This is a genomic window from Sorangium sp. So ce1014, from assembly GCF_051521505.1.
In the GTDB taxonomy this organism is placed as follows: Bacteria; Myxococcota_A; Polyangia; order Polyangiales; family Polyangiaceae; genus Sorangium.
Map to the genome: position 1 here is coordinate 2,074,787 of NZ_CP150356.1, position 26,085 is coordinate 2,100,871.

At 70.7% G+C, this 26,085-nt stretch carries 19 protein-coding genes; 9 read left to right on the forward strand and 10 right to left on the reverse strand.

What is annotated here, in order from left to right:
• Positions 1-483: 483 nt before the first annotated feature.
• A complete protein-coding gene (locus tag WME75_RS07945) occupies positions 484-1,824 on the reverse strand; it encodes a PAS domain-containing protein (protein ID WP_437488009.1) in 1,341 nt (446 codons plus the stop codon).
• Positions 1,825-1,929: 105 nt separating this feature from the next.
• Positions 1,930-3,144, reverse strand: coding sequence for an ATP-binding protein (locus tag WME75_RS07950; protein WP_437488012.1), 1,215 nt, complete (start codon positions 3,142-3,144; stop codon positions 1,930-1,932).
• Between the two features lie 159 nt (positions 3,145-3,303).
• Between WME75_RS07950 and ligD the strand changes: the two genes are divergently transcribed.
• From ligD to WME75_RS07990, 8 genes are all read left to right on the forward strand, one after another.
• Positions 3,304-5,655, forward strand: a complete 2,352-nt coding sequence (gene ligD / locus WME75_RS07955; protein ID WP_437488015.1) for a non-homologous end-joining DNA ligase — start codon at positions 3,304-3,306, stop codon at positions 5,653-5,655.
• A gap of 123 nt (positions 5,656-5,778) precedes the next feature.
• A complete protein-coding gene (locus WME75_RS07960; RefSeq protein WP_437488018.1) occupies positions 5,779-7,266 on the forward strand; it encodes an MDR family MFS transporter in 1,488 nt (495 codons plus the stop codon).
• Between the two features lie 80 nt (positions 7,267-7,346).
• On the forward strand, positions 7,347-8,249 hold the full coding sequence (locus tag WME75_RS07965) for a hypothetical protein (RefSeq protein WP_437488020.1): 903 nt from the start codon (positions 7,347-7,349) through the stop codon (positions 8,247-8,249).
• A gap of 428 nt (positions 8,250-8,677) precedes the next feature.
• Complete coding sequence (locus WME75_RS07970; RefSeq protein ID WP_437488023.1) at positions 8,678-9,967, forward strand: arabinan endo-1,5-alpha-L-arabinosidase; 1,290 nt, start codon at positions 8,678-8,680, stop codon at positions 9,965-9,967.
• Positions 9,968-10,080: 113 nt separating this feature from the next.
• Positions 10,081-10,719: an RNA polymerase sigma factor gene (locus tag WME75_RS07975; protein ID WP_437488026.1), complete on the forward strand. Its 639-nt coding sequence runs from the start codon at positions 10,081-10,083 to the stop codon at positions 10,717-10,719.
• Complete coding sequence (locus tag WME75_RS07980; protein ID WP_437488029.1) at positions 10,716-11,822, forward strand: tetratricopeptide repeat protein; 1,107 nt, start codon at positions 10,716-10,718, stop codon at positions 11,820-11,822. Before WME75_RS07975 ends, WME75_RS07980 begins: the two co-directional genes overlap by 4 nt.
• Positions 11,819-12,976 carry a hypothetical protein gene (locus WME75_RS07985; protein WP_437488032.1) on the forward strand — a complete coding sequence of 386 codons (1,158 nt, stop codon included), beginning with the start codon at positions 11,819-11,821 and terminating at the stop codon, positions 12,974-12,976. Before WME75_RS07980 ends, WME75_RS07985 begins: the two co-directional genes overlap by 4 nt.
• 53 nt (positions 12,977-13,029) lie before the next feature.
• Positions 13,030-14,010, forward strand: a complete 981-nt coding sequence (locus tag WME75_RS07990; RefSeq protein WP_437488035.1) for a rhamnogalacturonan acetylesterase — start codon at positions 13,030-13,032, stop codon at positions 14,008-14,010.
• A gap of 35 nt (positions 14,011-14,045) precedes the next feature.
• Here WME75_RS07990 and WME75_RS07995 read toward each other — a convergent pair whose 3' ends face one another.
• The 8 genes from WME75_RS07995 to WME75_RS08030 all read right to left on the reverse strand — a co-directional run bounded on the left by WME75_RS07995 (position 14,046) and on the right by WME75_RS08030 (position 23,118).
• Positions 14,046-16,490 carry a cellulose binding domain-containing protein gene (locus WME75_RS07995; protein ID WP_437488038.1) on the reverse strand — a complete coding sequence of 815 codons (2,445 nt, stop codon included), beginning with the start codon at positions 16,488-16,490 and terminating at the stop codon, positions 14,046-14,048.
• Positions 16,491-17,080: 590 nt separating this feature from the next.
• Positions 17,081-17,449: a molecular chaperone DnaJ gene (locus WME75_RS08000; RefSeq protein WP_437488041.1), complete on the reverse strand. Its 369-nt coding sequence runs from the start codon at positions 17,447-17,449 to the stop codon at positions 17,081-17,083.
• A 157-nt stretch (positions 17,450-17,606) separates the two neighbouring features.
• Complete coding sequence (locus WME75_RS08005) at positions 17,607-17,936, reverse strand: hypothetical protein (protein WP_437488044.1); 330 nt, start codon at positions 17,934-17,936, stop codon at positions 17,607-17,609.
• Positions 17,937-17,954: 18 nt separating this feature from the next.
• Complete coding sequence (locus tag WME75_RS08010) at positions 17,955-18,443, reverse strand: hypothetical protein (protein ID WP_437488047.1); 489 nt, start codon at positions 18,441-18,443, stop codon at positions 17,955-17,957.
• Between the two features lie 292 nt (positions 18,444-18,735).
• The gene (locus WME75_RS08015; protein WP_437488050.1) at positions 18,736-19,326 is read right to left on the reverse strand and encodes a GTP-binding protein; all 591 of its coding nucleotides are present in this window, start codon (positions 19,324-19,326) and stop codon (positions 18,736-18,738) included.
• Between the two features lie 353 nt (positions 19,327-19,679).
• Positions 19,680-20,933 carry a hypothetical protein gene (locus WME75_RS08020; protein ID WP_437488053.1) on the reverse strand — a complete coding sequence of 418 codons (1,254 nt, stop codon included), beginning with the start codon at positions 20,931-20,933 and terminating at the stop codon, positions 19,680-19,682.
• 288 nt (positions 20,934-21,221) lie between these two features.
• On the reverse strand, positions 21,222-22,412 hold the full coding sequence (locus WME75_RS08025; protein WP_437488055.1) for a cytochrome P450: 1,191 nt from the start codon (positions 22,410-22,412) through the stop codon (positions 21,222-21,224).
• Positions 22,413-22,677: 265 nt separating this feature from the next.
• Entirely contained in the window at positions 22,678-23,118 is a 441-nt protein-coding gene (locus WME75_RS08030; RefSeq protein WP_437488058.1) for a hypothetical protein, read from the reverse strand.
• A 1,651-nt stretch (positions 23,119-24,769) separates the two neighbouring features.
• Between WME75_RS08030 and WME75_RS08035 the strand changes: the two genes are divergently transcribed.
• Complete coding sequence (locus WME75_RS08035) at positions 24,770-26,050, forward strand: serine hydrolase domain-containing protein (RefSeq protein ID WP_437488061.1); 1,281 nt, start codon at positions 24,770-24,772, stop codon at positions 26,048-26,050.
• Positions 26,051-26,085: the final 35 nt, after the last annotated feature.

Below are 26,085 nucleotides of genomic sequence, written 5' to 3' on the forward strand. Positions count from 1 at the left end.
GACAGCCTTCCGCAGAGGAGAAAACCTGGTTAGCACTACAGGCCGACGATGGCGAAACTGGCAGACAGGTGGTTGCCAGGCGTTCCGCCTTGGCGTGCGCCCTGATGTCATCCCAGCCGAGCCCAACTGCTGCTCCTTTTCCCCCTGCGTGCGCCTCGTCTGGAGCCATGGCGCGACCGTCAAGGTGAACGCGCATGAGGGCGCAGGGCCCGGTGCGCATGACGGCCTATCCAGGGCAGGGCACAAGAATATCCGCAGCGCCCAATGTGAGCGTTCACATGTCCGGCGTCAATCACAAACTGGCGCGCGGCGATCGTCGGCGAGCGCGAGGTCCGCGGCTGGTGGGGAACGGAGCTGGTGGCGCGGCAGGACCGCGCCTTCGAGCCTCATGCTCGCGTCATCGACCCCAGCCACACCGACGCGTCGCGGCGCAGGCCTGCCGCGCCGACGCCGCCGGAGGAGCTCCTGCTCTTCCTGACGGACTCAGCGACCTTGTCGCGAGCGCTCCGTGTGGCGGAGGGCGTATGCGATGCCGCTTTGCAGAGTGCCCAGCGTGGTGATGCCGGACAGGTCCACGCCGAGCGTGACAAGCGTCTGCGCCACCTCCGGGCGAACGCCGGTGAGCACCACGCGGGTGCCGAGCAGCTGGCCGGCGTGCGCCGTCCGCGTCAGCGCGTCCGCGACGTGCGTGTCGACCTCGCGCACGCCGGTGACGTCCAGGATCGCCGTGTGGGCGCCGTGATGGCTGATGCCGGCGAGCAGCGTCTCCATGATCTGCGCTGCGCGCGCGGTGTCGATCGTCCCTACCAGCGTCATCGCCACCACCCGGTCGGCGATCGGGATGAGCGGGGTGGACAGCTCCCGGAGGGCGGCCTGCTGGGCGACGATGATCTTCTCCTGAAGCGCGGCCCGGTCGGCCTCCGCGTGCCTCAGCGACGTGGTGTTCGTGACGATGCCGCCGAGGCCGATCGGCTCGCCTCGCCCGTCGAGGATGGGGAATTTGACCGTCGAGAAGTGAATGCTCGTGTCGCCGAACCTCAGGACCTCGTCGTACTGCATCGCCTTCCGCCCGGCGAGCACCTCGTGCTCTCGCGCCACGAGCTCATCGACGGCCTCGGGGGCCAGGAGGCTCAACTCGTGTTCCCTCTTGCCGATGACATCGACGATGTGCCTCTGATAGACCTCCGCGTGAGCGCGGTTGGCGAAGATATAGCGCCCGTCGATGTCCTTGACGAAGATGGAGTTGCGCGAGTGGTCCACCAGCTGAAGGAGCAGCTGAAGCCGCCCGAGCAGCGTGTGCTCGCTCCACGGCGCGTCGCTGGCGTCCTCGACGATCGCCGCGATCTCACGCGCGGCGCCGTGGTCGTCGCGCAGCACCCCGTGGGTCCACCGGCAGAGGCGCGCCTGCCCGTCTTTCGTCCTGCCCTCGCGCGTGACCGAGGCGAACCGGTTCTCCGCCCAGTCGAGCAGGAGCGCGCGCACGGCGTCGGGGGACACGGGATCCGCGGCCACGAGGTCCCGGAGCGTGCGACCGACGGCCTCGGCCTCGCTCCAGCCGAAGACGCGCTCGGCACCATCGCTCCAGCGCGTCACCGTGCCATCGGGGCGCCAGTGGATCCGCGCTGGCTCCGGCGTGTGCACCCACGCGAGCGCGGCGAGCGCGGCGTGAGCGTCCGCGCTCGCCGCGTCGCGCCGCGCTGCTCCCTCGGCCACGGGGCCGCAGGACCGCTCCGCCAGCGCGCCCTCCAGCTCCTGGATACGCGCCTGCAGCGCCGCGATCTCTGCCCTGAGCCGCCCGGTTTCCCCCAGCCCGTCGTCTGCCATTCGCTAGTCGCTGGACTGTATGCGGAGCGCGCCCGGGGTTGCAAGGTGATCGCGGAAGCTCGCGCAGCGCTGGGCAGCCTGAGCGGTGTCTGGCTCACACCCCGGTCACGCACCTCTCGCATGATCAGGGGGTCCGCTCACAGGCAAGCTTAGCCGGAACGTCGCGCCGTCGCCCGGAGGGGAGTTCACGGTCAACGTGGCGCCGTGGGCGGCGGCGATCCTGCTGGCCAGGTAGAGCCCGAGGCCGATCCCCGACGCCTTCGCGCCGGTGACGAAGCGGTCGAAGATCCTGGGGAGGAGCTCCGGCGGCACGCCGGCGCCGTGGTCGATCACGTCGATGTGGGCGTGCTCCGTTCCCGAGCGCAGGTCGCTGCTGAGCTTGATGAGGACCCACTTCCCCCTGGGCGAGTGCTTGACCGCGTTGCTGACGAGGTTGTCGAGCGCCTGCCGGACGCGCGCCTTGTCCGCCACGACGACGAGCTCCGGCGGGCCCTCGACGCGGATCTCGACGCCGGGGGACCCGAGCGTCCGGGCGATCTCCTGCGCCAGGGCGACCAGATCCACCGCCGCCGGCACGATCTCGAAGAGCCCTTGCTCGAGGCGTCCGACGTCCAGCAGGTCCGAGATGAGCTGGCTGAGCCGAACGACCGAGTCGCTCGCCCGGCCGAGGTCGCGCAGATCGTCGTCCCGGGCGTCGAGCTCCGCGCGCCCGTGGAGCAGATCGAGGCGGCTCATGAGCGGCCCAAGGTAGTTCCGCAGGTCGTGCGCCAGCACGGTGATCAGCTCCTCGGCGGCCTGGCGCCGGCCCTGCGCGACCGCAGCCGTGGTGACCTGCTCGACGAGCTCCGCCCGGTGCGTCAGCGCGCCGATCCAGCGCGAGACCGTGCCCAGGAAGCGGAGATCTCCCTCGGTGAAGAACTCCGGCCGCGGGGACTGCGCGGAGACGACCCCCCGCCGCTCGCCCTCGACGACGAGCGGGACCGCGATGTGCGACCGGACCCCGAGCTCGTGGATCACACCGGGGACCTCGCCGGGCTCCCGGTCCGCGTGCCCGGTGATGTAGGGCTCGCCGGTCGTGAAGACGCCGGCGATCGAGCCGCCGTTGGCCACGGCCTGGACGTCGAGGCCGAGCGCTTGCTGGAGCCGGCCCAGGGGCGTGTTGCTCGTCCCCAGGGCGCGCAGCGTCTTCCTGCTCGGCTCGAAGAGGAAGACGTCGATCTTGTCGGCGTCGAGCGCGCTGCAAAGGAGCTCACTCGCCTGGTTCAGCGATTGCCGGAGGTCGGCCGCGGGGAGATCGAGCAGGCGCTCGAGGGTCGCCATCAGCCTACCCTCCTTCGAGGGGACTTCCATTCCGGACATGCGATTCATTTTCTCCGTCACCCGCGCGAATTCGTGGCCCGAGGACGTGGGCGGGAACCCGGTCCGGGCGTCCTCAGCGGCTCGGCTGCAGCAGGCGCAGCCCTCTGCTAACCCTAGCGCATGGGACTGCGCGAGTACTGGCGCAAACGTGACTTCTCCCTCACGCCCGAGCCGCGGGGACACGAGGTCGCTGCCGCGCCCGCCGATGCCGAGGAGCGGACCTTCATCCTCCAGAAGCACGCCGCCTCGCACCTGCATTACGACTTCCGGCTCGAGCTCGAGGGCGTCCTCAAGAGCTGGTCTGTGCCGAAGGGGCCGAGCCTCGATCCCGAGGTCAAGCGGCTCGCCATGCACACCGAGGATCACCCGCTCGAGTACGGCGATTTCGAGGGCATCATCCCGAGAGGACAGTACGGGGGCGGGACAGTGCTCCTGTGGGACCGCGGCACGTGGGTGCCGCTCGAGGACCCCCACAGGGGCTATCACGCCGGAAAGCTGAAGTTCGTCCTGCGGGGCGAGAAGCTCCGCGGCGGCTTCACCCTCGTGAGGACCCGCGGGCGGGACGACGACGAGGGGAGGCGCTGGCTGCTCATCAAGGAGAACGACGCGGAGGCCCGCGCCACGAAGGAGTACAGCGTCGTGGAGGCCCGGCCCGAGAGCGTGGCGACCGGGAGGCAGCTCGACGAGATCGCCGCCGCCAGGGACCGGGTGTGGCGCTCGAACCGGGCGGAGAAGGAACACAGGACGGCGCAGGCGGCGGCAGGCGGGCGAGGGGCGGAGGGCGAGGGCGGCTGGGCGCGCGTCGCGGGGCGGGTGGAGGGGGCGCGCGAGGCGGCGATGCCGCAGAAGGTGCGGCCGCAGCTGCCCGAGCGGCTCCCGGCGAGCAAGACGAAGCGGAAGCCGAGGGGGGTGCCGGAGGGCGAGGGGTGGCTGCACGAGATCCAGGTCGACGGCCGACGGATCATGGCCTGGGTAGAGGACGGGCGCGTGCGGCTCGTGGACGAGAAGGGGAAGGAGCCGAAGGGCCGCTTCGAGCCCATCGCCGCGGCGATCGCGGGGCTCGGGCTGAAGAGCGCGCTGCTCGACGGCGAGGTGGCGGTGCTCCTGCGCGACGGCACCACGGCCCCGCCGCCGTCCAGCGCGAAGGCCGCTCCCCGGGAGGGCGAGATCGTCTACTTCGTCTTCGATCTCCTGTACCTGGAGGGCCACGATCTCATGGCGTCCCCCCTCTCGGCGCGGAAGCAGGCCTTGCAGCGGCTGCTCCGCTCATCGAGCAGGAGCGGGGGCGCGCTGCGCTACAGCGATCACGTCGAGGGGTCGTGGGAGGAGGTCGTCGAGAAAGGGTGCCAGCTGTCGCTGAAGGGGATCGTGTCCAAGCGGAGGGACGCGCCCTATGTGCCCGGCCGCGGTCCGGGCTGGGTCCGCGCGGCGTGCGGCAGCGCGCCGGCAGGGGAGAAGGGGAAGAAGAGGAAGGCGGCGGCGCCGAGGGCGAGCGAGCGCGCGGCGCCGAGGAAGAAGGCCGGGGCGCGCGCGCGCCCGGCGCGGGACGCGGAGGAGAGCGAGGGCGCCTCGGTCGCCGGGGTGCGCCTGTCGCACCCGGACAGGGTGCTGTATCCGGCGCAGGGGATCACGAAGCGCGAGCTTGCCCTCTATTACGAGTCGGTCGCCGACTGGATGGTGCCGCTCGTGAAGGACAGGCCGCTCACGCTTGTGCGCTGCCTCGAGGGCGCGGAGAGCGAGTGCGTCTACGTGAAGCACGCGCAGGTGCGGGGGACGTCCGCGCTCCGGCGCGTGACGATCCAGGAGAAGACGAAGACGGGCGAGTACCTCGTCGCGGACTCGGCCGAAGCGCTTGTGTCGCTCGCGCAGATGGGGATCCTGGAGATCCACACGTGGAACTCGACGACATCGCGGCTGGAGAGGCCGGATCGGGTGGTGTTCGATCTCGACCCGGATCCCTCGGTGGCCTGGGAGCGCGTGATCGCGGCTGCCCTCCTGCTCAAAGAGCGCCTGGCCGAGCTCGGCCTCCTGAGCTTCGTGAAGACGACGGGCGGGAAGGGGCTCCACATCGTGGTGCCGCTCGCGCCGTCGAGCGGGTGGGACGAGTGCCTCGCGTTCACGAAGGCGCTGGCGGGGGACATCGCGCGGCGCGACCCGAAGGGGTTCACGATCGCGGTCTCGAAGGCGCAGCGGAAGGGGAAGATCTTCATCGACTACCTGCGCAACACGCGGGGCGCGACGTCGGTGGCCGCGTACTCGACGCGCGCCCGGCCGGGGGCGCCGGTGTCTGCGCCGCTCTCCTGGGAGGAGCTCGGTCCCGAGATGCGCTCGGACCGATTCACGCTCAGGAACCTGCCCGAGCGCCTGGCTGCGCTCCCGGCGGACCCGTGGGCCGGCTACGGGGAGGTCCGCCAGAAGATCACGGCCGCGATGCGGCGAGCGCTGGGGATGCAGGCGCAAGGGCGCAGGTAGGCGGGCGGGCGGGCGCTGCGCGGATCGACGCGCGCCCTCCGCGCCCTGCGCCCCGACGAGCGGCGCCGCGCGGCGTCACGCTTGCCGCGCCGGCTCGTCCACACCACATCTTCCGCCACCTGCATGGCTTCAGAACGCAAGACCCACCGCGCCCTCACCGTCGTCGGGCTGATCCTGTCGCTCGCCATGGCCGCCCTCGAATCGACGGTGGTGGCCACCGCGATGCCCACGGTGATCGGCGATCTCGGCGGCATTCACCAGTACGCATGGGTCACCACCGCCTACCTGCTCACCTCGTCGGTGCTGGTGCCGATCTGCGGCAAGCTCTCGGACATCTACGGCCGCAAGCCGGTCATGCTCTTCGGCATCGTCGTGTTCCTGATCGGCTCGATCGCGAGCGGCGCGGCGCAGTCGATGCCGCAGCTCATCGCCTTCCGCGCCCTCCAGGGGGCCGGCGCCGGGGCCATGCAGCCGATGGCGATGACCATCTCGGGCGACATCTTCGATCTCAACGAGCGCGCGCGCATCCAGGGCGTCTTCGGGGCCGCTTGGGGGCTGTTCGGCATCATCGGTCCCATGGTGGGCGGGCTCATCGTGCACTACTTCTCCTGGCGCTGGGTCTTCTACATCAACATCCCGTTCGGCATCGCGTCCATCGCGCTCGTGGCGAGCGCGTTCCACGAGCGGATCGACAGGCGGCCTCACGAGCTCGACTTCCTCGGCGCCGGGCTCCTGTCCGCGGGCGTTGTCGCGCTGCTCCTCGCGACGGGGAGGCTCGGCGGGGAGGTGACGGTGTTCGCCTCGATCGCGGCGGTGGCGCTGTTCGCCGCGTTCCTCGCCGTCGAGCGCCGGGCGCCGGAGCCGATGCTCCCGCTGCCGCTCTTCCGGCGCCCGGTGATGCTCATCTCCAACGTGGCCGGCGCGATCCTGGGCGGGGCGATGATGGGCACGATCACGTTCGTGCCGCTCTTCGTGCAGGGGGTGCTCCGCGGCACCCCCACGGACGCCGGGAGCGCCATCGCCCCGATGCTGATCGGCTGGCCGGTCGCGAGCGCGATCGGCGGGCGGCTCATCCCCCGCGTCGGGTTCCGCCCGCTCATCCGGGTCGGCCTCGGCGTGACGGCGGCGGCGGGGCTCGCGCTCGCGATCGGCGGGGCGCACGACACGCCGCTGATGCTCCGCGCGACGACGCTCGTCTTCGGCGTGGGCATGGGGCTGTCCAACGTCGCGCTGCTCATCGCGGTGCAGAGCAGCGTCGCGTGGGATCAGCGCGGGATCGCCACGGCGAGCACGATGTTCTCCCGGCTGCTCGGCGGCGTGGTGGCGGTGGGCGTCATGGGCGGCGTGCTCACGGCCCAGCTCGCGACGGACCCGTCGATCCCCGCGGACGCCGCGAGCAGGATGCTCACGGCGGAGGGGGCGCAGGAGCTCGATCCGCTGATTCTGCAGCACCTCGGGGAGGCGCTCACGTCGGGGCTCACGACGGTGTTCTGGATCATCGCGGCCATGGGCCTGATCGGCTTCGTCGTGGCGCTGTGGTTCCCCCATGTGCCCCTTCTGACGGCGGACGACAAGGCCGCTGGGCCGCCCAGCGAGGCGGGGCTCGGGTGAGGCGCGAGGGGGGCGCCTTCCGTTGTCGAGCGGGGGGAGCGCGCGTGGGAGAACGGAGTCCTGCTCGTGGGCGGAGAGAGATGAGCTGGCTCCAGGGGATCGCGAGGGCAGGGAGCATCTGGCTCGCGCTCGGCGGGGCGGGGTGCGAGGACCAGCACGTCGTCGTCGGCGTGCTCGGACAGGGCGGCGCGGGCGCGCCGGAGCGGCCGAGGTTCGAGGCGCCGACGGCGGTGACGGAGATCAACAGCAGCGAAAGGGAAGAGGACCCGACCCTCACGGACGATCTGCTCGAGATCTATTTCATGTCCGATCGCGACGGGAACCGGGACATCTGGACGTCGCGGCGGGCAGGGGTGGGCTCGCCCTGGGACGCGCCGCACGTCGTGGAGAACATCAACCTGGCCGAGAGCATCGAGGATACCCCCTGCGTCTCCGGGGATGGGCTCCGGATCTGGTTCTACAGCAGGCGCGAGCCGCAGGGCACCTGGCTCGCCGAGCGCGCCAGCCGGGACGACCCGTGGGGAGCGCCGGTGCACGTGGACGCCCTCGCCGTCGAGGGCGCCACGGTGATGGGCGCTCACGTCGATCCCCCAGGGCTCCACGTCGTGGCCGGCGTCACGCCCGCGGACGCGGAGACGTACCTCGCGATCGCATCGCGCGAACGCCCGGAGGACGACTGGAGCGCGCTCGTCCCGCTCGCCGGGCTGGACGGCCCAGGCGACGAGGGCGGCCCGTTCCTGTTCGACGACGGCAAGCAGATCCTGTTCCGAGCGAGCCGCGCGGGAGGGGGAGACCTGTTCTGGGCACGACGCGCGAGCGCCGAAGCGGCGTTCGAGGAGGCAACGCCGCTCGAGGAGCCGGTGAACCTCCCCGGGGAGCGCGAGACCGATCCGCACCTCTCACCGGACGGCTCCGTCCTGTTCTTCGCGTCGACACGGACCCGCGTGGCCGACATCTACGAAGCCCACCGCGTCGCGCCGTAACCCCGCAGGCTCAGGCCCCGCGCATCGCGGAGATGGCCCCGGAGCCCAGCGCGGCGCACGCGGGCGGCGCTGGAGGAGACGCCCGCACAGGCGACCCCTCCACGGCACAGGCGCACGACCGCGTGGAGCCGTGATATCCTTTCCTCACATAAATTTACCGCTACAAGAGAATGATCTGAGCCGGCCACGAGAAATTCGCGCAATCCGTGATTGATTGCGAGCGCTCCGATCCACGTGGGAAACGAGGAACGACAGGCTCCCGATGACGTTCGAGGACAGGACAGGGAGCCAGCCTCACCGGCGCTCTGGTAGAGCGTGCGGTGTTGCTGCGAGACGCTTGGTCCCGGGGGAGCACGCGAGGTGCGTGCGCTGACCCCACGGGCAGTACACCGACGAACGCTCCGCCAAGAGAGCTTCAGGAGTTTCAGATGCGCTTCATGCTTCGCCGGATGCGGTTACGACGGGTGTCTGCGCGCGCGTGGGGCCTGATCAGCGTCGCCGCCTCGCTCCATTGCGGCTCGGAGACTCCGGGATCGGGCTCCGGCTCAGGGGGGCAGGACAGCGGCACCACCGGCGCCACCACCACCACCACGACCGCTTCCACCACCGCGGCGAGCAGCGGCGCGGGAGGCGATGCCGGCGCGACGGCCGGCATCGGCGGCGGGGGCGCGGGAGGGGCCGGCGGCGCGGGGGGGACCGGCGGCGCGGGGGGGACCGGGGGCGCGGGGGGGACCGGGGGCGCGGGGGCGACCGGCGGCGCGGGGGGGACCGGCGGGGCCGGCGACCGGTGCGCAGAAGCGCTCCACGACCCGGCGAGCCCGCCCGAGGCGCTGCGCCTGTCCGGGAACCTCGGGACCCACGACCCGGTGGCCATCCAGGCGGGCGACCGGACCTACCTGTTCCAGACGGGGGACAGGATCCCCATGAAGATCTCCTCGAACCTCATCGACTGGGAGGATGCCGGTCGGGTGTTCGACACGAAGCCCGCCTGGCTGGAAGCCAAGGTGCAGGGCGTGAAGGATCTGTGGGCGCCCGATATCTCCCGCTTCGGGGACACCTATCATCTGTACTATTCCGCCTCCACGTTCGGCAGCAACAAGTCGTGCATCGGGCACGCGACAAAGGCGTCGCTCGACGCCAGAGAGCCCTGGACGGACCGCGGCGCCACCATTTGTTCGAACGACGGGAGGCGAGACGACTGGAACGCGATCGACCCCAACGTCGTGATCGACGAGGCGGGGACGCCGTGGCTCTCGTTCGGGAGCTTCTGGACCGGCATCAAGATGGTGAAGCTCACCTCGTCGGGGGAGCGGGCCGACGCGGAGCTGCACGCCCTCGCCTCGCGCCCCGACGCCGGAGGGGCGATCGAGGCGCCGTTCATCGTCCGGCGCTGCGGCTTCTATTACCTGTTCGTCTCGTTCGACAGCTGCTGCCGCGGTACCGACAGCACGTACAAGATGGCCGTGGGGCGTTCGACGAGCATCACCGGCCCGTACGTGGACAAGGAGGGCAGAGCGATGATGTCCGGCGGCGGCACCCTCCTCGTGGAAGGCGGCAACCGGTGGCGAGGGCCCGGGCACAACGCCGTCCTGTTCGCCGACGATCGGGCCTACAACATCTATCACGCCTACGATGCCCAGGCGAACGGCGCCCCCACGCTGCGGATCTCGGAGCTCGTGTGGGACAGCGACGGTTGGCCGCGCTCCGGAGGGCCCTGACATGCGATCTCGCGCGTTTCGCGTCGTCGACGCGGGGCGGCGAGGCCGCTGTCCATAGAACGCATCCAAGTGTGCCTTGACCCAGACTTCTGCCCTCGTGCATCGTCGTCAACGTGCGAAAGCCCGCAACCGATCTCCCCGCGCCGCCGGAGGGAGCACCTCCGAGGGCGGACGACCTGCTCGGGCTCGCTCGGGCCGCGGCGGCGCGCGACCCCGCGGCCATCCGCACGCTCATCACCGAGCTCGGCGGGGCCATGCTGCGGAGCGTGAGGAAGGTGCTCGGCCCTCATCACCCTGACGTCGAGGATGTAACCCAGGAAGCCGTGCTCGCGCTGCTCCAGGCGCTGCCCTCCTTCCGCGCGGAGTGTACCGTGCTCCATTTCGCGAACCGCATCGCCGTGATGACCGCGCTCGGCGCGCGCCGGCGCCTCCGCATGCGCGCGCGCTTCGACGAGCCGGACGCGCCGATCGAGATCGCGCCGGACGAGCGCGGCGCGTCGCCGTTCGCCGAGACGGTCTCCAACCGGCGGCGTGAGATGGTGCTCGAGGTGCTCGACAGGATGCCGGAGTCGACGGCAGAGGCGCTCGCCCTTCACTTCGTGCTCGGCCACACGGTCGACGAGATCGCGGCGCTGGCCCGCGTCTCTCCGAACACGGTCTGGAGCCGTCTCCGGCTCGGCAAGGAGGCGCTGAAGCGCGCGTTCGCCAACAACGCGAAGCTGGCCGAGCTCTTCCGGGGGAGGGAATCATGAGCGTGGACTGCCGGAACGAGCTCCTCATCCGGGTGCGCCGCGGCGCCGCGACCGAGCCCGACCGGCTCGCCTTCGACGCCCACCTCGGCTCCTGCGAGTCATGCCGGATCACCTGGGAGCTCGCGCAGGATTTCGATGCCGCCGGCGCGGCGGAGCCCGGGGACGCGGAGCTCCTCGCGCGGATCGCGAACGCCGCGATCGGCGGGGTGGCGATCGACCTGCGGCGCGACGGCGCGCCGGTGTGGCCCGCGAGCGCGGCCGCGGGGCGCGACGGCGCGCCGGTGTGGCCCGCGAGCGCGGCCGTGCGACCCGACAACGATGTCCGGCGCGGAGACGACGGTGCGCACCTCGAGGGCGGTCTCGCGGGGCGGCGCGGGGCCGGATGGCGGCGCAGCGTCTGGCTCTACGCCGCGGCGGCCGTCCTCGCCTGCGGCGTGGCCGCCGCGGCCACGGCGCTCGTCCGTCGGAACCCGGAGACGGCGTCAGGGCCGATCGCCCGCCTGCTGGAGCCCTCGGTGCGCGCGGTGATGTCCCGCCCGCGCGCGGTCGCGCTCCCCCAGGCCGTTCTGCCCGCCGGCGAGCCGGCGCCCTCCGGAGCGGCGCTGCCGGCGGCGTCGAGCGCGCCGGCGCCCTCCGGAGCGGCGCTGTCGGAGCGCGCGGCGCCTGCGCCGAGGCCGCGCGACGCCTCGCGCGGGCCGAGCGCGGCAGCGTCGTCCTCCTCCGCCTCGACGGCGGAGCAGCTCTTCCGGGAGGCCAACGACGCGCGGCGCGCCGGGAGCTCCCGGCGCGCCATCGAGCTCTATCGCTCGCTCCAGAAGCGCTTCGCGACGTCGCCCGAGGCCACGCTCTCCCTCGTGTCGATGGGCAGCCTGCTCCTCAACACCGGCTCGTCCGCCGCGGCGCTCGCGCAGTTCGACCGGTACCTCGGCGTGGCCGGCTCGCGGCCGCTGGCGGTCGAGGCGCTCTACGGCCGCGGGCGCGCCTTGCGGGCGCTCGGCCGCCCCGCCGAGGAGGCCCAGAGCTGGCGGCGCCTGCTCCGGGAGCACCCGGGCTCGCCGTACGTCGAGCACGCCCGTCGCCGCCTCGCCGAGCTCGGAGGGTGATCACGAAGCGGGCGACGGTCAGGCTCGCGGTCGCCGCGGCCATCGCGCTCTCCGCGGCGCGCGCCCTGGCGAGCGACGGGACGGCAGCGGCGCCGTCCGGGTCGCCCGGAGCGCCGGTGTCCGGAGCGCCGGTGTCCGGAGCACCGGTGTCCGGAGCGCCGGTGGTGGAGATCGTGCTCACGGGCGCAGCGGACAACCTCGGCGCGATCCGGACGGCGCTCGAATCCGAGGCGCGCTCCGCGTTCACGGTCCGCTTCCGGACCGCGCCGCGGTTCGATCCGGCGGCGCTCTTCGCGACGCGGGCCTCCTCCGGCGTGGCCCTCTCGTGCTGGATCGACGTGAGCGACCCGCGCCGCGCCGCGCTCTACTTCACGGATCCCGTGGCCGATCGCTTCCTGGTGCGCTCGATCGAGCTCTCGGGCGGCTTCGACGAGCTCGACCGCGAGTCCGTGGCGCAGGTCGTGGAGCTGTCGCTGCGGTCGCTGCGCGTGGACGCGCGCGCTTCGCTCGATCGGGAGCAGGCGCGCGCGCTTATCCTCCGCCAGACGACGCCCCCTGAGGTGCCCGCCGGCGCGCCGGTCCCCGCGGCGGCGCCGGCGCGCCGGCGGGCGCTGGAGCTCGGGGCTTTCTACGGCGTGACAACCCACTCGGCCGAGGTCGGCCTGACGCACGGCCCCGGCGTGCGCGTGGCGCTCGGCGGGAGCTGGGGGAAGCACCGGCTCGCCCTCGACACGCGCTTCCAGTACCAGTTCGAGCGCCGTTACGAGGAGCCGCGCATCGGCCTCGATCTCCGCACGATCGCGCTCCGGGCGGACGCCTGCTGGCTTTACTCCCTTGCCACGGGCGTGACGCCGCTCGAGGTCGGCGTGCGGCTCGGCGCGGGCATCGATCATGTGGACGCGGCGCCGAGGCCGGGCAGCGCGGGGCCGTCGGCGTTCGTCCCCTCGGACGCGAGCGCCTCGAACGCGCTCGTGCTGGTGGCCGGCTCGGTGGTCAAGCTGCCGCTGAGCCGGGATCTCCGGCTGTTCACGGAGCTCTTCGTCGAGCTCGACCCCGCGCGCGTCCGCTACGAGCTGTCGCTCGAGCAGGGGACCGAGACCGTCCTTGCGCGTCACCGGCTCCGGCCAGGTGTGCTCGTCGGCATCGAGCTCTGACGGCGCGCCCAATGCATGCTCGTTCGTAGGTTATTTTTCAGCAGGAGCCCGTCATGCGAATTCACCCCATCTTCCTGACCCTCGCGCTTCCCTCTCTCGTCACCGCCCTCGCGTCCGGCGGCTGCGGCCCAGCAGACACCGATGACCGGCCCTCCGCGCAGAGCAGCAGCAGCAGCAGCAGCAGCAGCAGCGCGGGCGGCGAACCAGGCGCCGGCGTCACGGGGGTGGGCGGCGCGGGCGGAGGTGGCTCAGGCGACGGTGGCTCGGCCGACGGCGGCGGCGGCGGCGCAGCCGGCGGATCCACGAGCGCCTCAGGCGGCTCCGATGGCGGCGGCGGGAGCGCCGCGCTGCCGGACATCTCGGTGTATATCGCCGGCGACTCGACCGTTCAGACGTACGTGAACAGCTCCATTCATCAGGCGGGCTGGGGTCAGATGCTGGGAGAGTTCTTCGACGCGCGGGTGCACGTCGAGAACCGGGCCATCGGCGGCCGGACCGCGCGCCGGTTCATCGACGAGGACCGCCTGACCGAGCTCCTCGAGGACATCCAGAGCGGCGACTACTTGCTTGTGCAGTTCGGCACCAACGACAGCAACAAGACCGCGACGTACGAGCACGACGGCGCCACGATTCCGTACTACCTCGACCCCGCGACGGACTTCAAATCTTACCTCACGCAGTACATCACGGGCGCGCAGGCGCAGGCCGCCAACCCGGTGCTTGTCACCCCGCCCCCGCGGCGATCGTGCACCGGCGACAGCCACAATTTCGGCAACGGCGTCGGTGCATATGCGCAGGCGATGCGGGAGCTCGGGGCCGAGCTGGACGTGCCGGTCATCGATCTCAACGAGAAGACGCTCGCCCATCTGAACTCGATCGGGTGCGTGGCGGCGGGCGAGGACTTCTTCCTCGTCCGGGCGGACGGGTCGGTCGACGGCACCCATTTCAACGAGACCGGCGCCCGCGCCATGGCGGGCTTCGTCGCCGACGGCGCCGCGGACGCCGGCCTGCTGCTCGCGCAGTACCGGGATTGACCTCCCGGCGTCCTGTGCGTCCGCCGCGGTCCGCGTCACCGGACGTGGATATCGGGCCTGGGGGGCGCCGCCATGCCGCCGCCGATGTGGAAGCTCGGGTGAGGCGGCTGGTTGTAGGCGGTCTGCTCCGAGGTGATCTGCATGCGGTATTGCGGGTCGTGCATCAGCGTGTAGATCCGCCGCGCCGTCACGTTCGTCGTGGCGTACAGCCGCAGCGCCGAGCTGTCCGACTCGCGCCACACGATCTCTTCCCGCCAGTCGCCGAGCAGGTCGGCCGTGAGCGCCGGCGTCGACTTCGTGCCGTTGTTCGAGGCGCACTGGCTGCAGCTGAGCAGCGAGCCTCCGCCGTACTTGGTGATCGACGTGTTGTTCTGCAGCTCGCGCAGCTCGTCCGCGTCCCACCAGATCAGGAAGTTGGCCGAAGCAGGCTGGCTCCCGACGTTCGACCCGCTCGTGGCGGACAGGAGCCCTCCCGTGGAGTTGGTCCACATCTCGGCGCCGGGGTTGCTCGCGAGCACGTCGCCCGCCACGCCGCGCCCCGTGTCGGCTCCCGTGACCGGCCCCTGCTTGAGGATCGCGCAGGAGTTCGCGTCGTGGAGGTCGAAGGTCGGCTTGCTGCCGTCCTCGTGGGGCATGAACACCTCGAGCCCCGGACGAGAGAGGACGAAGTCGCTGACGTGCAGCGCGTCGCCGTGTCCGAGCGCGGTCGAGCACTTCCGGGTGCCGTTGCTGTCGATCGTGGAGGCCCCGTAGATCACCTCCTGCGCGCCGTCGGCGTCGACGTCGGCCACCACCATCGAGTGGGCACCTTGGCCCGTGTAGGCGGTGTTCGCGTTGCTGTCGGCCTTCCAGATCTGGCTGAGGCTCCCGTCGCGGAAGCTCCAGGCGGTGATCGTGGCTCGCGTGTAGTAGCCGCGGGCCATCAGGATCGCCGGCCTGCCGCTCGCGTCCTGTCCTCTCCCGAGGTCGCTCACGAAGGCGGCGCTCGCGAGGAACCGGTCGACCCGGTTGCCGTACGAGTCTCCCCACGAGGAGACCGTCCCGCGGGGGACGTCGAAGGCGACGGTCGCGAGCTCCGCGCCGTTGTTTCCGGCGAACACGGTCAGGTACTCGGGGCCGCTGAGCACGTATCCCGCGGCGTTCCTGTAGTCCGCCGCGTCGTCGTCGGAGGCGGCGGGCCCTCGGCGCAGCGTTGCGCCCGTCCCGTCGCGCGTGCCTGGAGCGGTCTTCACCGCGACCTCCGCGCTCCCGTCGCCGTCGAAGTCGTACACCACGAACTGCGTGTAGTGGGCGCCAGCCCGGATGTTCCTCCCGAGGTCGATGCGCCACAGCCGCCGCCCGTCGAGCTTGTAGGCGTCGAGGTAGACGGGCCCGGTGCAGCCGGCCTGGGAGTTGTCCTTGGCGTTCGAGGGATCCCACTTCAGGAGGATCTCGTACTGTCCGTCGCCGTCGACGTCTCCAGTGCTCGCGTCGTTCGCGGAGTACGAGTAGCTCTCGCCCGCGTTGTCGCACCTCGATGGCGTCGTTCCGTTCGCGGGCTTCTCGAGCGGGATGCGGAGGTAGTTCTGGCCCCAGGTGACGACGGCGGGCGAGGCTGCCTGCGCGGCGCCGCCCACCACGGCCTTGATGGCATAGGTCGATGAGGTGGCGCCGGCGGTGTCGAGGTAATTGGTGCTGTTCGTGACGTTCGCGATGCGTGTGCCGTTCCGGTAAACGTCGTACGATATCGCGCTCGGGGTCGTCGGGTCGTATTCGTAACCGAACATCCTCCACCCGACGTAGACGCCGCTGGACACCTTGATGGCGACCACGCCGCGATCGAGGTCCTCCATCTGGTAGTGGCCGCTCGGGGCGGCGCCGCCGGAGCCACCGCCGCCGCTGCCGCCGCTGCCGCCGGCGCCGCTGCTGGCGCTGCTGCTGCTGCTGGCGCCGCCGCTGCCGCCGGCGCCACTGCTGGCGCTGCTGCTGCTGGCGCCGCCGCTGCCGCCGGCGCCACTGCTGGCGCTGCTGCTGCTGCTGGCGCTGCTGCTGCTGGCGCTGCTGCCGGACCCGCCCGCCGTCACGCTCGCGAGCGCTGCGCGCTGCGTGGGGCCGCTCGCCGTGGCGCAGAAGCCGAAGCTCGTCGATGCACCCGGGGCCAGGCTCGCGTTGTGGTCCGCGGGCGTCGCGATCAGCTGCGACCCGCTCATGCGCGTGGCGGCGTTCCAGGCGTTCGCCACGGACGACCCGTTCATGTGGGTGGCGACCTGCCAGGTCGCCGTCGCGGTCGTTCCCGTGTTCTGGATCTTGACGTCGGCGCAGTACCCGGTCCCCCAGTCCGATCCATACGTCAGCGTTGCGGTCAGCCCGTCGCCCGTCAGCGGCTGATCCCAGGCCTCTTGTTGCTCGATCTCTCCTTCAGGCCCGTACGCGTCTTCCACGACGCACGCTCCGAGGAGCACGAGGGCGGTGGCCGTTGCTGCCGATATGCAAGCTCGCATGGAAAAATCCTTTCAAAGCACGCGGCGCACGAGGCGATCCGCGAAAGGTCCTCGTTCTCCGGGGCCGTCGGTTCATTGGACAGAAGGTCCCGGCGACCGAGGATCAAGGAACAATCTCCAGGTTGCTCGAGCAGCTCGGATCCAGTCACCAGAATTCAAAAAAGCTGTGCGCTTCTCGGTAAATCGGAGTTTTTGCGGCGCACGAGAATGCGTGATCCACCCGCAGCATCTCGATGACAGCGGGTGTCCACGAGACCTACGTCACCAGCGAACTCCCGACATACTTTTGACGCTCTTTGCAGCTCTCGCGCAAACGAGCGGCCGTGCTCGCCCACCCACATCCGTGGCGCTGCCGGGTCTGCTCCGGATCCGTGGATTCTTCCCGGAGAGCCGGACCGGGCAGCGGGCAGCCCACGGTCCGAGGCGACATGGAGGCGCGGGCGACCCACAAGAAATCCACAGCATGTGGACAAATGTCCAGTAGGTGCCCCTGCGAGCGCCGCCGGCGCGCCTGGCTGCCGGCGGCCTGCGCGACGCCTGACGTCAGCGGGGGCTCGACCTGCACCCGCACCCGCGATCTGCGCCGGGGGTCAGGGCGTCGGCGGGCGGATCTGCTTGCGGATCTTCTTGATGAAGGTTTGCGTGCACTTGCCGTGGCTGCCCTCGTGCTCGATGATCTCGCGCGTCAGCTTCGCCTTCGTGTCGTTGGAGACGGTCGCGCAGGCCTTCACCTCGTTCGCGAGCTGGCCGCCTTCGAAGGTCGCGGGCCACGTCTGCTTCTCGACGACGGCGGCCACGTTCGTCGGGCGGTGGTGCGAGGCCTTCGTCTTGGTGACGTCGCGGAGGCCTCCCTCGTCGGACCGACGGCCGGAGCCGTGGCAGCTCGGGCACGTGGTCGTGTTTCCAAACGAGTTGGCGATCCGACCGTCGCCGCCGCAGATCCCGCACGTCTCTACCATCCGGGGGGTGTACTGTATTTCCCGCGCGCGTGCAGGCTTTCTCTCTCGCGCCTCGCGCCTCGCGCCACGCAGAGTCCAGGCGAAGCGTCGCGTCCGCACGGCGGACGCGACGCACGGGGCCGGGCGCCCGCCGAGCGGGCGAGGAAGCCAGCCGCGGCTACAGGCACTCGGCGTTACATGACTGCGCGCACTGACTCGGCGTGAGCTGGCCGTCCTCCTGGCAGAGGTCGAGGCACGAGTCGTAGCAGCCGTCCGAATTGTTCGGCACGAACTTCACCGTCACCGTCTTCGCGCCCATCACGGTGACGAAGCAGGCGTCGCCGAGGACGCTGTCGCAGCCGGTGAACACGACGTCGTGGCCCGTCGACGAGGCCAGGAGGGACACCTCGCTGCGCGTCGGGAACGCGGCCGAGCAGCTCGAGGTGCAATCGATGTTGAGCGGGGTGCTCACCACGCGGCCCGCGCCGCTGCCGGGAGCGCGGACCACGCTCGTCCGAGCACCTCGCTACAGGCCGCCCTTCTCACAGGGGATCTCGTACTTGTCGGTCATCATCAGGGCCCACTCGCCGGGGCCGACGAACTCGTTGCCGACGAACTCCTGGCGCAGCATCGACGGGTCCTGGGTGCACTTGCCGTCTTTCTTCTTGTAGATCACGGTGGCGTTCGCCACGCGGCCCGTCACGATACCGCTGTTCTCGTTGCGCTCGATCCGCCACTCGTCGTCGGAGAAGATCACCTTGGCGGCCGTGATGGTCCCCTTGGACGTCATCTTGTCCACGAGCTGCTGCGCGAGCGTCTCGTCGTGAATCTTGCCGGGCGCGGGGATCGGGGGAGCTTCCTTCTTCTCCTTCTGCGCTTCCTGCGCTTCCCGCGCCTTGGCGTCGTCGGACGCGGCTGCGGCGGTGAGCAGCGAGAAGCACCCCGTCGAGGAGAGGGCGATGGACGTGAGAACGATGGCAGAGCTTGCGCGCTGGAGCGCGCGTTCGGATTTCATCTGGAGGATCTCCTGACGGAGTGGTCGGTTGCGTCGACGAGGGCCGCCTGCGCCTCCCGCAAAGCTCGAAGGAACGCGCTCGGTCAGGGGGGCAACGGGCCCGCTGAGCGCTGCTGTTGACGGCTCGCCCAACAATGCGCATCACGGTTTCAGCTACCTGGGAAATCGTCAAGAGAAAATCGCGGCCGAGCGCTCCCGCAGGGCGCGCGGCGTGCTGGTCTCCCTGCCGGTCTCCCTGCCGGTCTCCCTGCCGGTCTCCCTGCCGGTTCCTGCCGGTCCCTGCCGGTGCGCCTCAGCGGCGCCCGCGATTCATCTCCTTGAGGGCGAGCTTCGCGATCGCCCTCAGGGTGTCGAAGACCCCGCGGCCGCTCGCCGCCGTGGCCTCGAACTCGGGCGCTCCGCCCGGGTTGAGGAGCCCGCGGAGCTCCGCGATATCGGCGATGCCGTCGAGATCCCGCTTGTTGTACTGGATCACGAACGGCAGCCGCCCGGGCGAGCGGCCCTCCTCGGCGAGGTTGTCCCACAGGTCGGTCATCGACTCGAGGTTGGCGTCGAGCCGGGCGCGCTGCGAGTCCGCCACGAACACGACGCCATCCAGCCCCTTCAGGATCAGCTTCCTGCTCGCCCTGTAGAAGATCTGGCCCGGCACCGTGTAGAGCTGAAGGCGCGTCCGGAAGCCCGACAGGCCCCCGAGATCGAGCGGCAGAAAATCGAAGAACAGCGTGCGATCGCTCTCGGTCTTGAGCGAGATGAGCCGCCCCTTGGCGTTCGGCACGGTCCGGTCGTACACGTATTGAAGGTTCGTCGTCTTCCCACAAAGCCCGGGCCCGTAATAGACGATCTTGCAGTAGATCTCCCGGCTCGCATAGTTGATGAACGCCATCGGCGTGCTCCTCCAGAGTCGACGTTCGAGGGGAGGCAAGGCCGGTCCCCGCATTGGAAGCGAAGGCGACAGGCGGCCGTCGCGCTGGAAGCGAAGGCCACAGCCCGCCGCCGCATGGCAAAGGAGCGCGACCGCCCGCCCTCGCGATGGAAGCGAGGCGGAGGTCGGCCCCCGCGCTGGAAGGGAGAGCGGCGGCCGCTCCCCCTCACGAATCGCCGCATCGAGCGCGGCGCGCGCGGCTCGCCGGCGCGCCGCGCCCAGGCGCCCGCCCTCCGCGCTACGTCACGGGCCGCCGGCCGCGAGCCGCTCTGTTGCCACGGCCGCCGCCCCGAGCGGCGCGGCGCCGGCGGCGCTCAGCAGGACGCGTCGGCGATCGCGTGGAGGGCGGCCACGAACCCCTCCAGCGAGGCGTCGCGTGCGTCGCTGTGCTTCACGAGGCGCTCATTCACCGTGATGAGCTCGACGACATCCTGATCCTCGCTCGCGCCCGGGACCCGCCGGAGCTCGTGGACCGCGCGGCTCACGCGCGACGGCGGGTCGAGGCACGCGAGCGCCGAGAGCGCCGCCGTCGCGCCTGCCTTTCGGCCGGCCGCGAGCGCCTCCCGCGCCATCCCGAGGAGGACCAGCGCGAAGGCGACCTGGATCGCCTCCAGGAAGCCGCGCGAGACCTCCTTGCCGCCCTGGCCGGCGTCGCTCCACGCGAACGTCACGAGCTCGCCTATCTCCGAGAAGGCGCGCCTCGACATCAGCGCAGAGAGCGTCTCCAGACCGTGCTTGTCCCAGGCGGCCCGCGTCGTCAGCTGGCGCGCGAGCCACGGGAGCAGGGGATACGCGTCGCCCCCCGCCCGGATCGCCCCGAGCGCGATATCCATCAGCGCGGCCCTCGCCACGCCGTGCACCTCCAGCCAGCCGAGCAGGTTCGCCCGCTCTGCCCCCCGCGGCGTCCGCCGCGCCTTCTCGAGGATCGCGTCCCGCAGCACCGCGGGGAAATGGGGGATATCGACGCTCCAGTCCTCGTCCGAGCCGCGCGCGCGCTCCATCGCCAGGGCGGCCAGCGCGCCGTCGTCGAGCGACAGCACCCCCGCCCGCCGCGCTGCGAGGATCTTCGCGACCGGCAGATCGCGCAGCGCGGGGCGCTCCGCGCCGAGGCCGTCGAGCTCGTCGCCGTCGAGGAGCGGCGGCAGCCCCCGGTAGACCCTGGGCGAGAAGACGAACCCCGAGGCCCACTGCACAGGCTCGCGCTTGCAGCGCGCGAGCACGCGCTCGTAGATCCCCGCCGGGACCTTGCCGCGCACGAGATCCGAGAGCTCGATCCACTCCTCCTCGTCGAGCGTGAGGCGCGGCACGCCCAGCACCTCGTGCTGGAAATGCGCGGGATCCCGGATCGCGAGCCGGGCGAGCTGCTGGATCACCGGCCCGCTGAAGCCGCTCTCGCACCGCGCCCTCCAGCGCAGGAGATCGGATGTCCCGAGCTCCTCGATGTGCTCGGACAAGAAGGCATGATCGTCCGGATCGAGCGCCGGCTGGCGAAGCACGTGAAAGAACGCGACGGGACGGGCACGGCCCCGGTGCGCGCGCACCAGAGCGTCGATTTCCGCCTTTCGCATGGCGCGACCTCATCATCCCCGGCCAGGGAGGCTCGGAGACATCCTTGAGTCTATCGTCGCCTGGCGCTTGCGCGGCCCGTCATGACTCGGCGGTCGGTGGAATGACGGATCCTGTTCCTGACCGGTGTGCCGAGGATAGCGCGAGCGCGCCCTCTGTCAAGATGAGCAGGCGCGAGAGGCTTCTTGCCGCGACTTGCCGCGACTTGCCGCGACTTGCCGCGACTTGCCGCGACTTGCCGCGACCGTCGAGAGCGGGTGGCGCGCCTCAGTCACCCTCGTCCGCGCGCCTCACGCCGGCCCGGCGATGAACCGCAGCGGCAGGGCGACCGGGCCGCGCACGGTGAGCGTGCGATTGTAGACGATCTCGCCGGGGCCGCGCTCGACCCGGGGGAAGCGCGCGACAAGCGCTTCGAGCGCCGCGCGGGCCTCCATGCGCGCCAGCGCCGCGCCGATGCAGAAGTGAATGCCGTGTCCGAACTGGAGCCCGCCGTGGGAGCCGCGGTGCAGATCGAACCGGTCCGGCTCGGGGTACTGCCGCTCGTCCCGGTTGGCCGAGGCGACGAGCGCGAGCACCAGCGCCCCGGGCGGCAGGGTCGCCCCGGCGAGCTCGACCTCCCGGGTGGTCAGCCGGGGGACGGACTGGCTCGGACCATCGTACCGGAGCACCTCCTCGAGGAAGAGCGGGACGAGGTCCGGCGCGGCGCGCAGGCGTCGTATCATGTCCGGGTGATCGGCGAGGAAGAGGAGCGCATTGCCGAGCAGGTGGGTTGTCGTCTCCAGCCCGCCCAGCAAGAGGAGGACGAGGAAGTCGACGATCTCGGTGTCCGTCAGCGCCTGTCCGTCGGCCTCGGCGCGGATCAGGTCGCTCACGGTGTCGTCCGCCGGGGCGCGGCGGCGCGCCGCGACGACGTCCCTCAGATACCCCGTCAGCTCCGCGATCGTCGTCCGGATGCGCTCGGCGTGGGCGGGGGGCTCCGGCCCGGGCGTGACCGAGAGGATGTCGTCGGCCCATCGCTTGAAGTGCCCGCGGAGCCCGTGGTCGAGCCCGAGCACCTCGCCGATGACGAAGGCCGGCAGCGGCATCGCGAACGCGTCGATGAAGTCGAGCTCTCCGGCGAGGCCGCCCGCGAGCTCCTCGGCGACGGCGCGGACCTGCGGCGCGAGCCGGGCCACGGTGCGCGCCCCGAACGCCCGGTGGATGAGCCCGCGCAGGCGCGTGTGCGCCGGCGGGTCGAGGGCGAGCATCGAGCTGGCGAGCGGGTTGTAACCCAACCAGGGCGGCTGCCACGCCGCCTTGAAGCCGTGCGACGAGAAGAGCTCAGGGTTCTTGAGGACGAAGAGCACGTCCTCGTACCGGCTCACGGCCCACATCCCGCCGGGCTCGACCTGGCAGACCGGCGCCGCGCGGCGCAGCTCGGCGTAGCAGGGATACGGATTCGCTCGGAACTCGGGTGAGAGCACGTCCATCCGATGATGCATCGCAGTTGCCTCCCGGGCCCCTCGGCCGGGCAGCCCCCCTCGAGGGCTGCCGCGGGCGAGCGGACCACGGGCGCATCCGAGAGCACCCCGGAGGCCAGGCGGCGATCGCCGGATTTCACGGCGGCCGCGCGGGATGGAGCGCCGCGCTGGCCGGTCAAGATGACCTGGTGGTCGGTCACTTTGACCGAGCAAAGCCCGGGAGGCAGCGGGCCTCCCGGGCTTCGATCTCGTGATGCCGGCGCTCCGCGCCGTCGATGCCGTCGTCCTACTTGCTGAAGACGAGGACCTTGCCGTCGTCGAAGACCTTGACGGCGACGACATCCTTGAGGTCGACGTCGTTGTCGCTGAGGATGTCGCCGATCTTCACGTTGTTGAGGATGTCGATCCCGTTCAGCGAGTTCTGAAGGCTGACGAGCTGAAGCTTCACGAGCAGGTTGTTCAGCGTGTTGTTCACGTCCACGAGATCGTCGCCCGAGAGGATGTCCTCGAGATATACGACCTTGATGTCCTCGGCGTTCACGCCGACCAGCGCGATGATGTCCGTGATCTGGGCGGTGATGAGACCGACGGCGCTGGTCACGCTCGTGTAGTCCGGCACGTCGGCGGGAGCCGGGGTGGACCACGACGCCAGCGCGGTGGTCGACAGGCTGAGAGCAACGAGAGCAGCGCCAACGCTGGACAGAACGCGAGACTTGATCGACTTCATGTTTGCTTATCCTCGGGTAACAGGTTCGTGGTTTGCTTTGAACGTTGGACGAGCGCAGAACACCGGTTCGTCATGAGCCAGTCACGAGTCCCATCGATCGATCGCGCGCTCGGGCGGCCCCGTCGGGGGCGCATCCGCTTCGATCGATCTCGACCTAGGGTCGTCAGCCGGCGCTCTCGCGCCGGTTTCGGTGCAGCCATGTTGTATCGAGCGGGCTCCGATGACGAAGCCCCTCCCGCGCGGCGCGCTGCTGCGAAGCGCCCTGCGCGCTGCAAATCAATGTTCGCTCATGCCGTCCCGGAGCTCACTCGCCCCCTGGAAGAGCCAGTCGGCCCTCGCATTGGAGCTTATACACGGTTGGTGCCAACGTCAGAGCCGAGGTCAGGACAGCACAACCATGGAAGAGTTCAATGGCTCCGTTGTCCGGGCGACAAAGGTGCCTCACCGGGGCTGTGACATTGAGACAAGATACAACATCGCACGCGGAGCCGCGTGGGCTCTCTCGTCGTAGCGCGCTTCTGCCATTGTCGCGCGATGGGCGGGCTCAGCGGTCGCCTCGACCTCCGCTGTGAGCGGCAGCCGGAGCCGGGGATCGTGGGGAAAACTCGAGATCGCTCGGGGAGGTCCCGCGGGCAGCGCGTCGATCGAGCGCGCCGAGGAGCACCCGCAATGGATGACCGCCATCCGCTCCGGCGCGCTTCAGCATGGACGCGACGCTCCGGTTGCAATGCGGAAAGAATCCTCTGCGGTCGTATCTCCGCGGGAGCTCTGTTGCATGCTGGAGCATGCAGTTGCATGCTGGAGCATGCAGTTGCATGCTGGGGCATGCAGACGCGACAGCGGAGCGCCGGCGGTCGCTGGTGCGGCTCGGTCCGGGCGCACCGCTGGCGCGCGGAGCCGGGGGCTCGGCGCGGGTGGGCCGCCCGCCCGTCCTGAGGGGCGAAGGGAGTTGAGGGCAGCGCGGCGCGCGGCGGCTTCGCGACAGGGCAGCACCGTCGATATCTTGCTATGGCAGCGAATCGGTGATGTTGCTCTCCAATCGATCCAGTCGACCTGCGAGGGCTGTTTGACACGAGACAAATCGGAACCGGCGATGAGCGCGGCGGACGGGGTAGCGGGTAGATCGCGGGGCTGCCCTCGACCGAGCGCGCGCGGAGGTCTCCTCTCGCGCTGGCCGTCAGATGTCGTGTGGCGCACCGCGAGAGGTGCCGTCCGCGTCGATCGAGCCTCCCGGACGGGCCGTCGAGCGGCGCGGCAGCGCCGGAGGAGCGACGCTCGAATGCCGTGTCCGTGTCCGGGCACCCCGCCTCGAAGCGCGGTCGGAAACGTGCCGTGCATTCGTCCACGCCCGTCCGGGGTCGTCCTGGATGTCGAGGGGAGCGCGCATCTGCTTGCGTCTTCCCGCAATCGATTGCGCTTCGATTCCCGCCGTGCCAACTCAATTGGAGGTGACGCGCGCAGCCGCGGGGCTGAAGAGGCAGCGAGAACTTCGATCTTGTCGGCGATCGGGCTCGAAGGAGAGAAAGCAGACAGCGCTGGCGTGCAAGTTGCGATTCCTCGCGTCAGACGCCCACGTTGAATACGCTCCGGGCCCTGCCGGGGCGCCACCGTGGAATCATTCGTTCTCATGAAAGCAAGGTTGGGAAGCGCCATGACCGAACAACGACGAGCGTTCAACCGCAGGCAGTTCTTGCAAGGGATGACCCAGGTCGCCGCGGTGGCCGCCGCGGCGCCCGCGCTCGCCTCGAGCCCGTGGAGAGGCAGCACCTGCACGACCCTCACCGCGGGGCGGCCCGAGGACGTGAGCATGAGCTCCGAACGGCTGGAGGACGTCTTCGCCCGGATCCAGCGCCGGGTCAACGACGCCCTGTTCCCGGGCGCCACGGCGCTGATCGCGCGGCGCGGAGTCATCGTGGGTCACCGGGCCTTCGGCAGCAAGGTCGCCGGCGCCGACGAGCCGGTGACGCTCGACACGATCTTCGACCTGCAATCGATGACCAAGGTGCTCTCGACGGCCGCGTCGGCGCTCGCGCTCGTGCAGGAGGGCGTGATCCGGCTGACCGACCCGGTGGCCAGCTACCTGCCGGAGTTCGCCGCCAACGGAAAGGGGGCCGTCACCGTCCATGACATGCTCCGTTACTCGGCCGGTCTGCCGATGGACAATCAGTTCCTCGACGAGCCGAACGCCGAGGCCGTGTGGTCGCTCATGGCCGAGACACCGCTCGAGTACCCGACGGGTACGTCGGTGCTTTACAGCGATCTCACGTACCGCCTCCTCGGTTGCATGATCGAGGCCGCCGCGGGGGAAGATCTCGATACCGTCGCGGGCGGGTGCATCTGGGGTCCTCTCGGCATGAACGACACGATGTACTGCCCGCCCCCGGCGCTCGTCGAGCGCATCGCGGCCACGGGGTACTCGAGCATCCGCGACTGTGTCGTCCGCGGCGACGTGCAGGACGAGCAGGATTTCGCGCTGGGCGGCGTCACCGGCTGCGACGGCGTCTTCTCCACGGCGAGGGACATCGCCGTGTTCTGCCAGATGATCCTGAACGGCGGCGCCTACGGCGGCGCCGATGTCCTGCGGCCCGATCTGGTCCGCAAGATGACGAAGAACAACACGCCCCAGGTGACGGCGGCGGCGACCGACACCTCGCCCATCAACAACCTACTCTACACCCCGAAGGGCCTCGGCTGGGAGCTCTGGACGAGGCGCTTCTCGAACGGCGGCATGCGGCTGTCGCCGCGCTCCTACGGCAAGGCGGGCGGCGCCGGCACGTTCATGTGGGTCGACCCGGATCTGGAGATCATCGGCGTCCTCCTGACCAACCACGGCCTGCCGCAGCCGTTCGACGACATCGGCTGGGCCCGGATGCTCGACAGCATCGGCTGCGCCGAGTTCTTCGACGGCATCATCCACGCGGTGAACGACTGATCGCCCGCGCCGCAGCGCTCCTTCTCCCGGGTCGA

Coding starts and splice junctions, on each gene's coding strand:
- WME75_RS07945 (WP_437488009.1), bottom strand. CDS start 1,824: ATGGCAGACGACGGGCTGGGGGAAACCGGGCGGCTCAGGGCAGAGATC.
- WME75_RS07950 (WP_437488012.1), bottom strand. CDS start 3,144: ATGGCGACCCTCGAGCGCCTGCTCGATCTCCCCGCGGCCGACCTCCGG.
- ligD (WP_437488015.1), top strand. CDS start 3,304: ATGGGACTGCGCGAGTACTGGCGCAAACGTGACTTCTCCCTCACGCCC.
- WME75_RS07960 (WP_437488018.1), top strand. CDS start 5,779: ATGGCTTCAGAACGCAAGACCCACCGCGCCCTCACCGTCGTCGGGCTG.
- WME75_RS07965 (WP_437488020.1), top strand. CDS start 7,347: ATGAGCTGGCTCCAGGGGATCGCGAGGGCAGGGAGCATCTGGCTCGCG.
- WME75_RS07970 (WP_437488023.1), top strand. CDS start 8,678: ATGCGCTTCATGCTTCGCCGGATGCGGTTACGACGGGTGTCTGCGCGC.
- WME75_RS07980 (WP_437488029.1), top strand. CDS start 10,716: ATGAGCGTGGACTGCCGGAACGAGCTCCTCATCCGGGTGCGCCGCGGC.
- WME75_RS07990 (WP_437488035.1), top strand. CDS start 13,030: ATGCGAATTCACCCCATCTTCCTGACCCTCGCGCTTCCCTCTCTCGTC.
- WME75_RS07995 (WP_437488038.1), bottom strand. CDS start 16,490: ATGCGAGCTTGCATATCGGCAGCAACGGCCACCGCCCTCGTGCTCCTC.
- WME75_RS08000 (WP_437488041.1), bottom strand. CDS start 17,449: ATGGTAGAGACGTGCGGGATCTGCGGCGGCGACGGTCGGATCGCCAAC.
- WME75_RS08010 (WP_437488047.1), bottom strand. CDS start 18,443: ATGAAATCCGAACGCGCGCTCCAGCGCGCAAGCTCTGCCATCGTTCTC.
- WME75_RS08015 (WP_437488050.1), bottom strand. CDS start 19,326: ATGGCGTTCATCAACTATGCGAGCCGGGAGATCTACTGCAAGATCGTC.
- WME75_RS08020 (WP_437488053.1), bottom strand. CDS start 20,933: ATGCGAAAGGCGGAAATCGACGCTCTGGTGCGCGCGCACCGGGGCCGT.
- WME75_RS08025 (WP_437488055.1), bottom strand. CDS start 22,412: ATGCATCATCGGATGGACGTGCTCTCACCCGAGTTCCGAGCGAATCCG.
- WME75_RS08030 (WP_437488058.1), bottom strand. CDS start 23,118: ATGAAGTCGATCAAGTCTCGCGTTCTGTCCAGCGTTGGCGCTGCTCTC.
- WME75_RS08035 (WP_437488061.1), top strand. CDS start 24,770: ATGACCGAACAACGACGAGCGTTCAACCGCAGGCAGTTCTTGCAAGGG.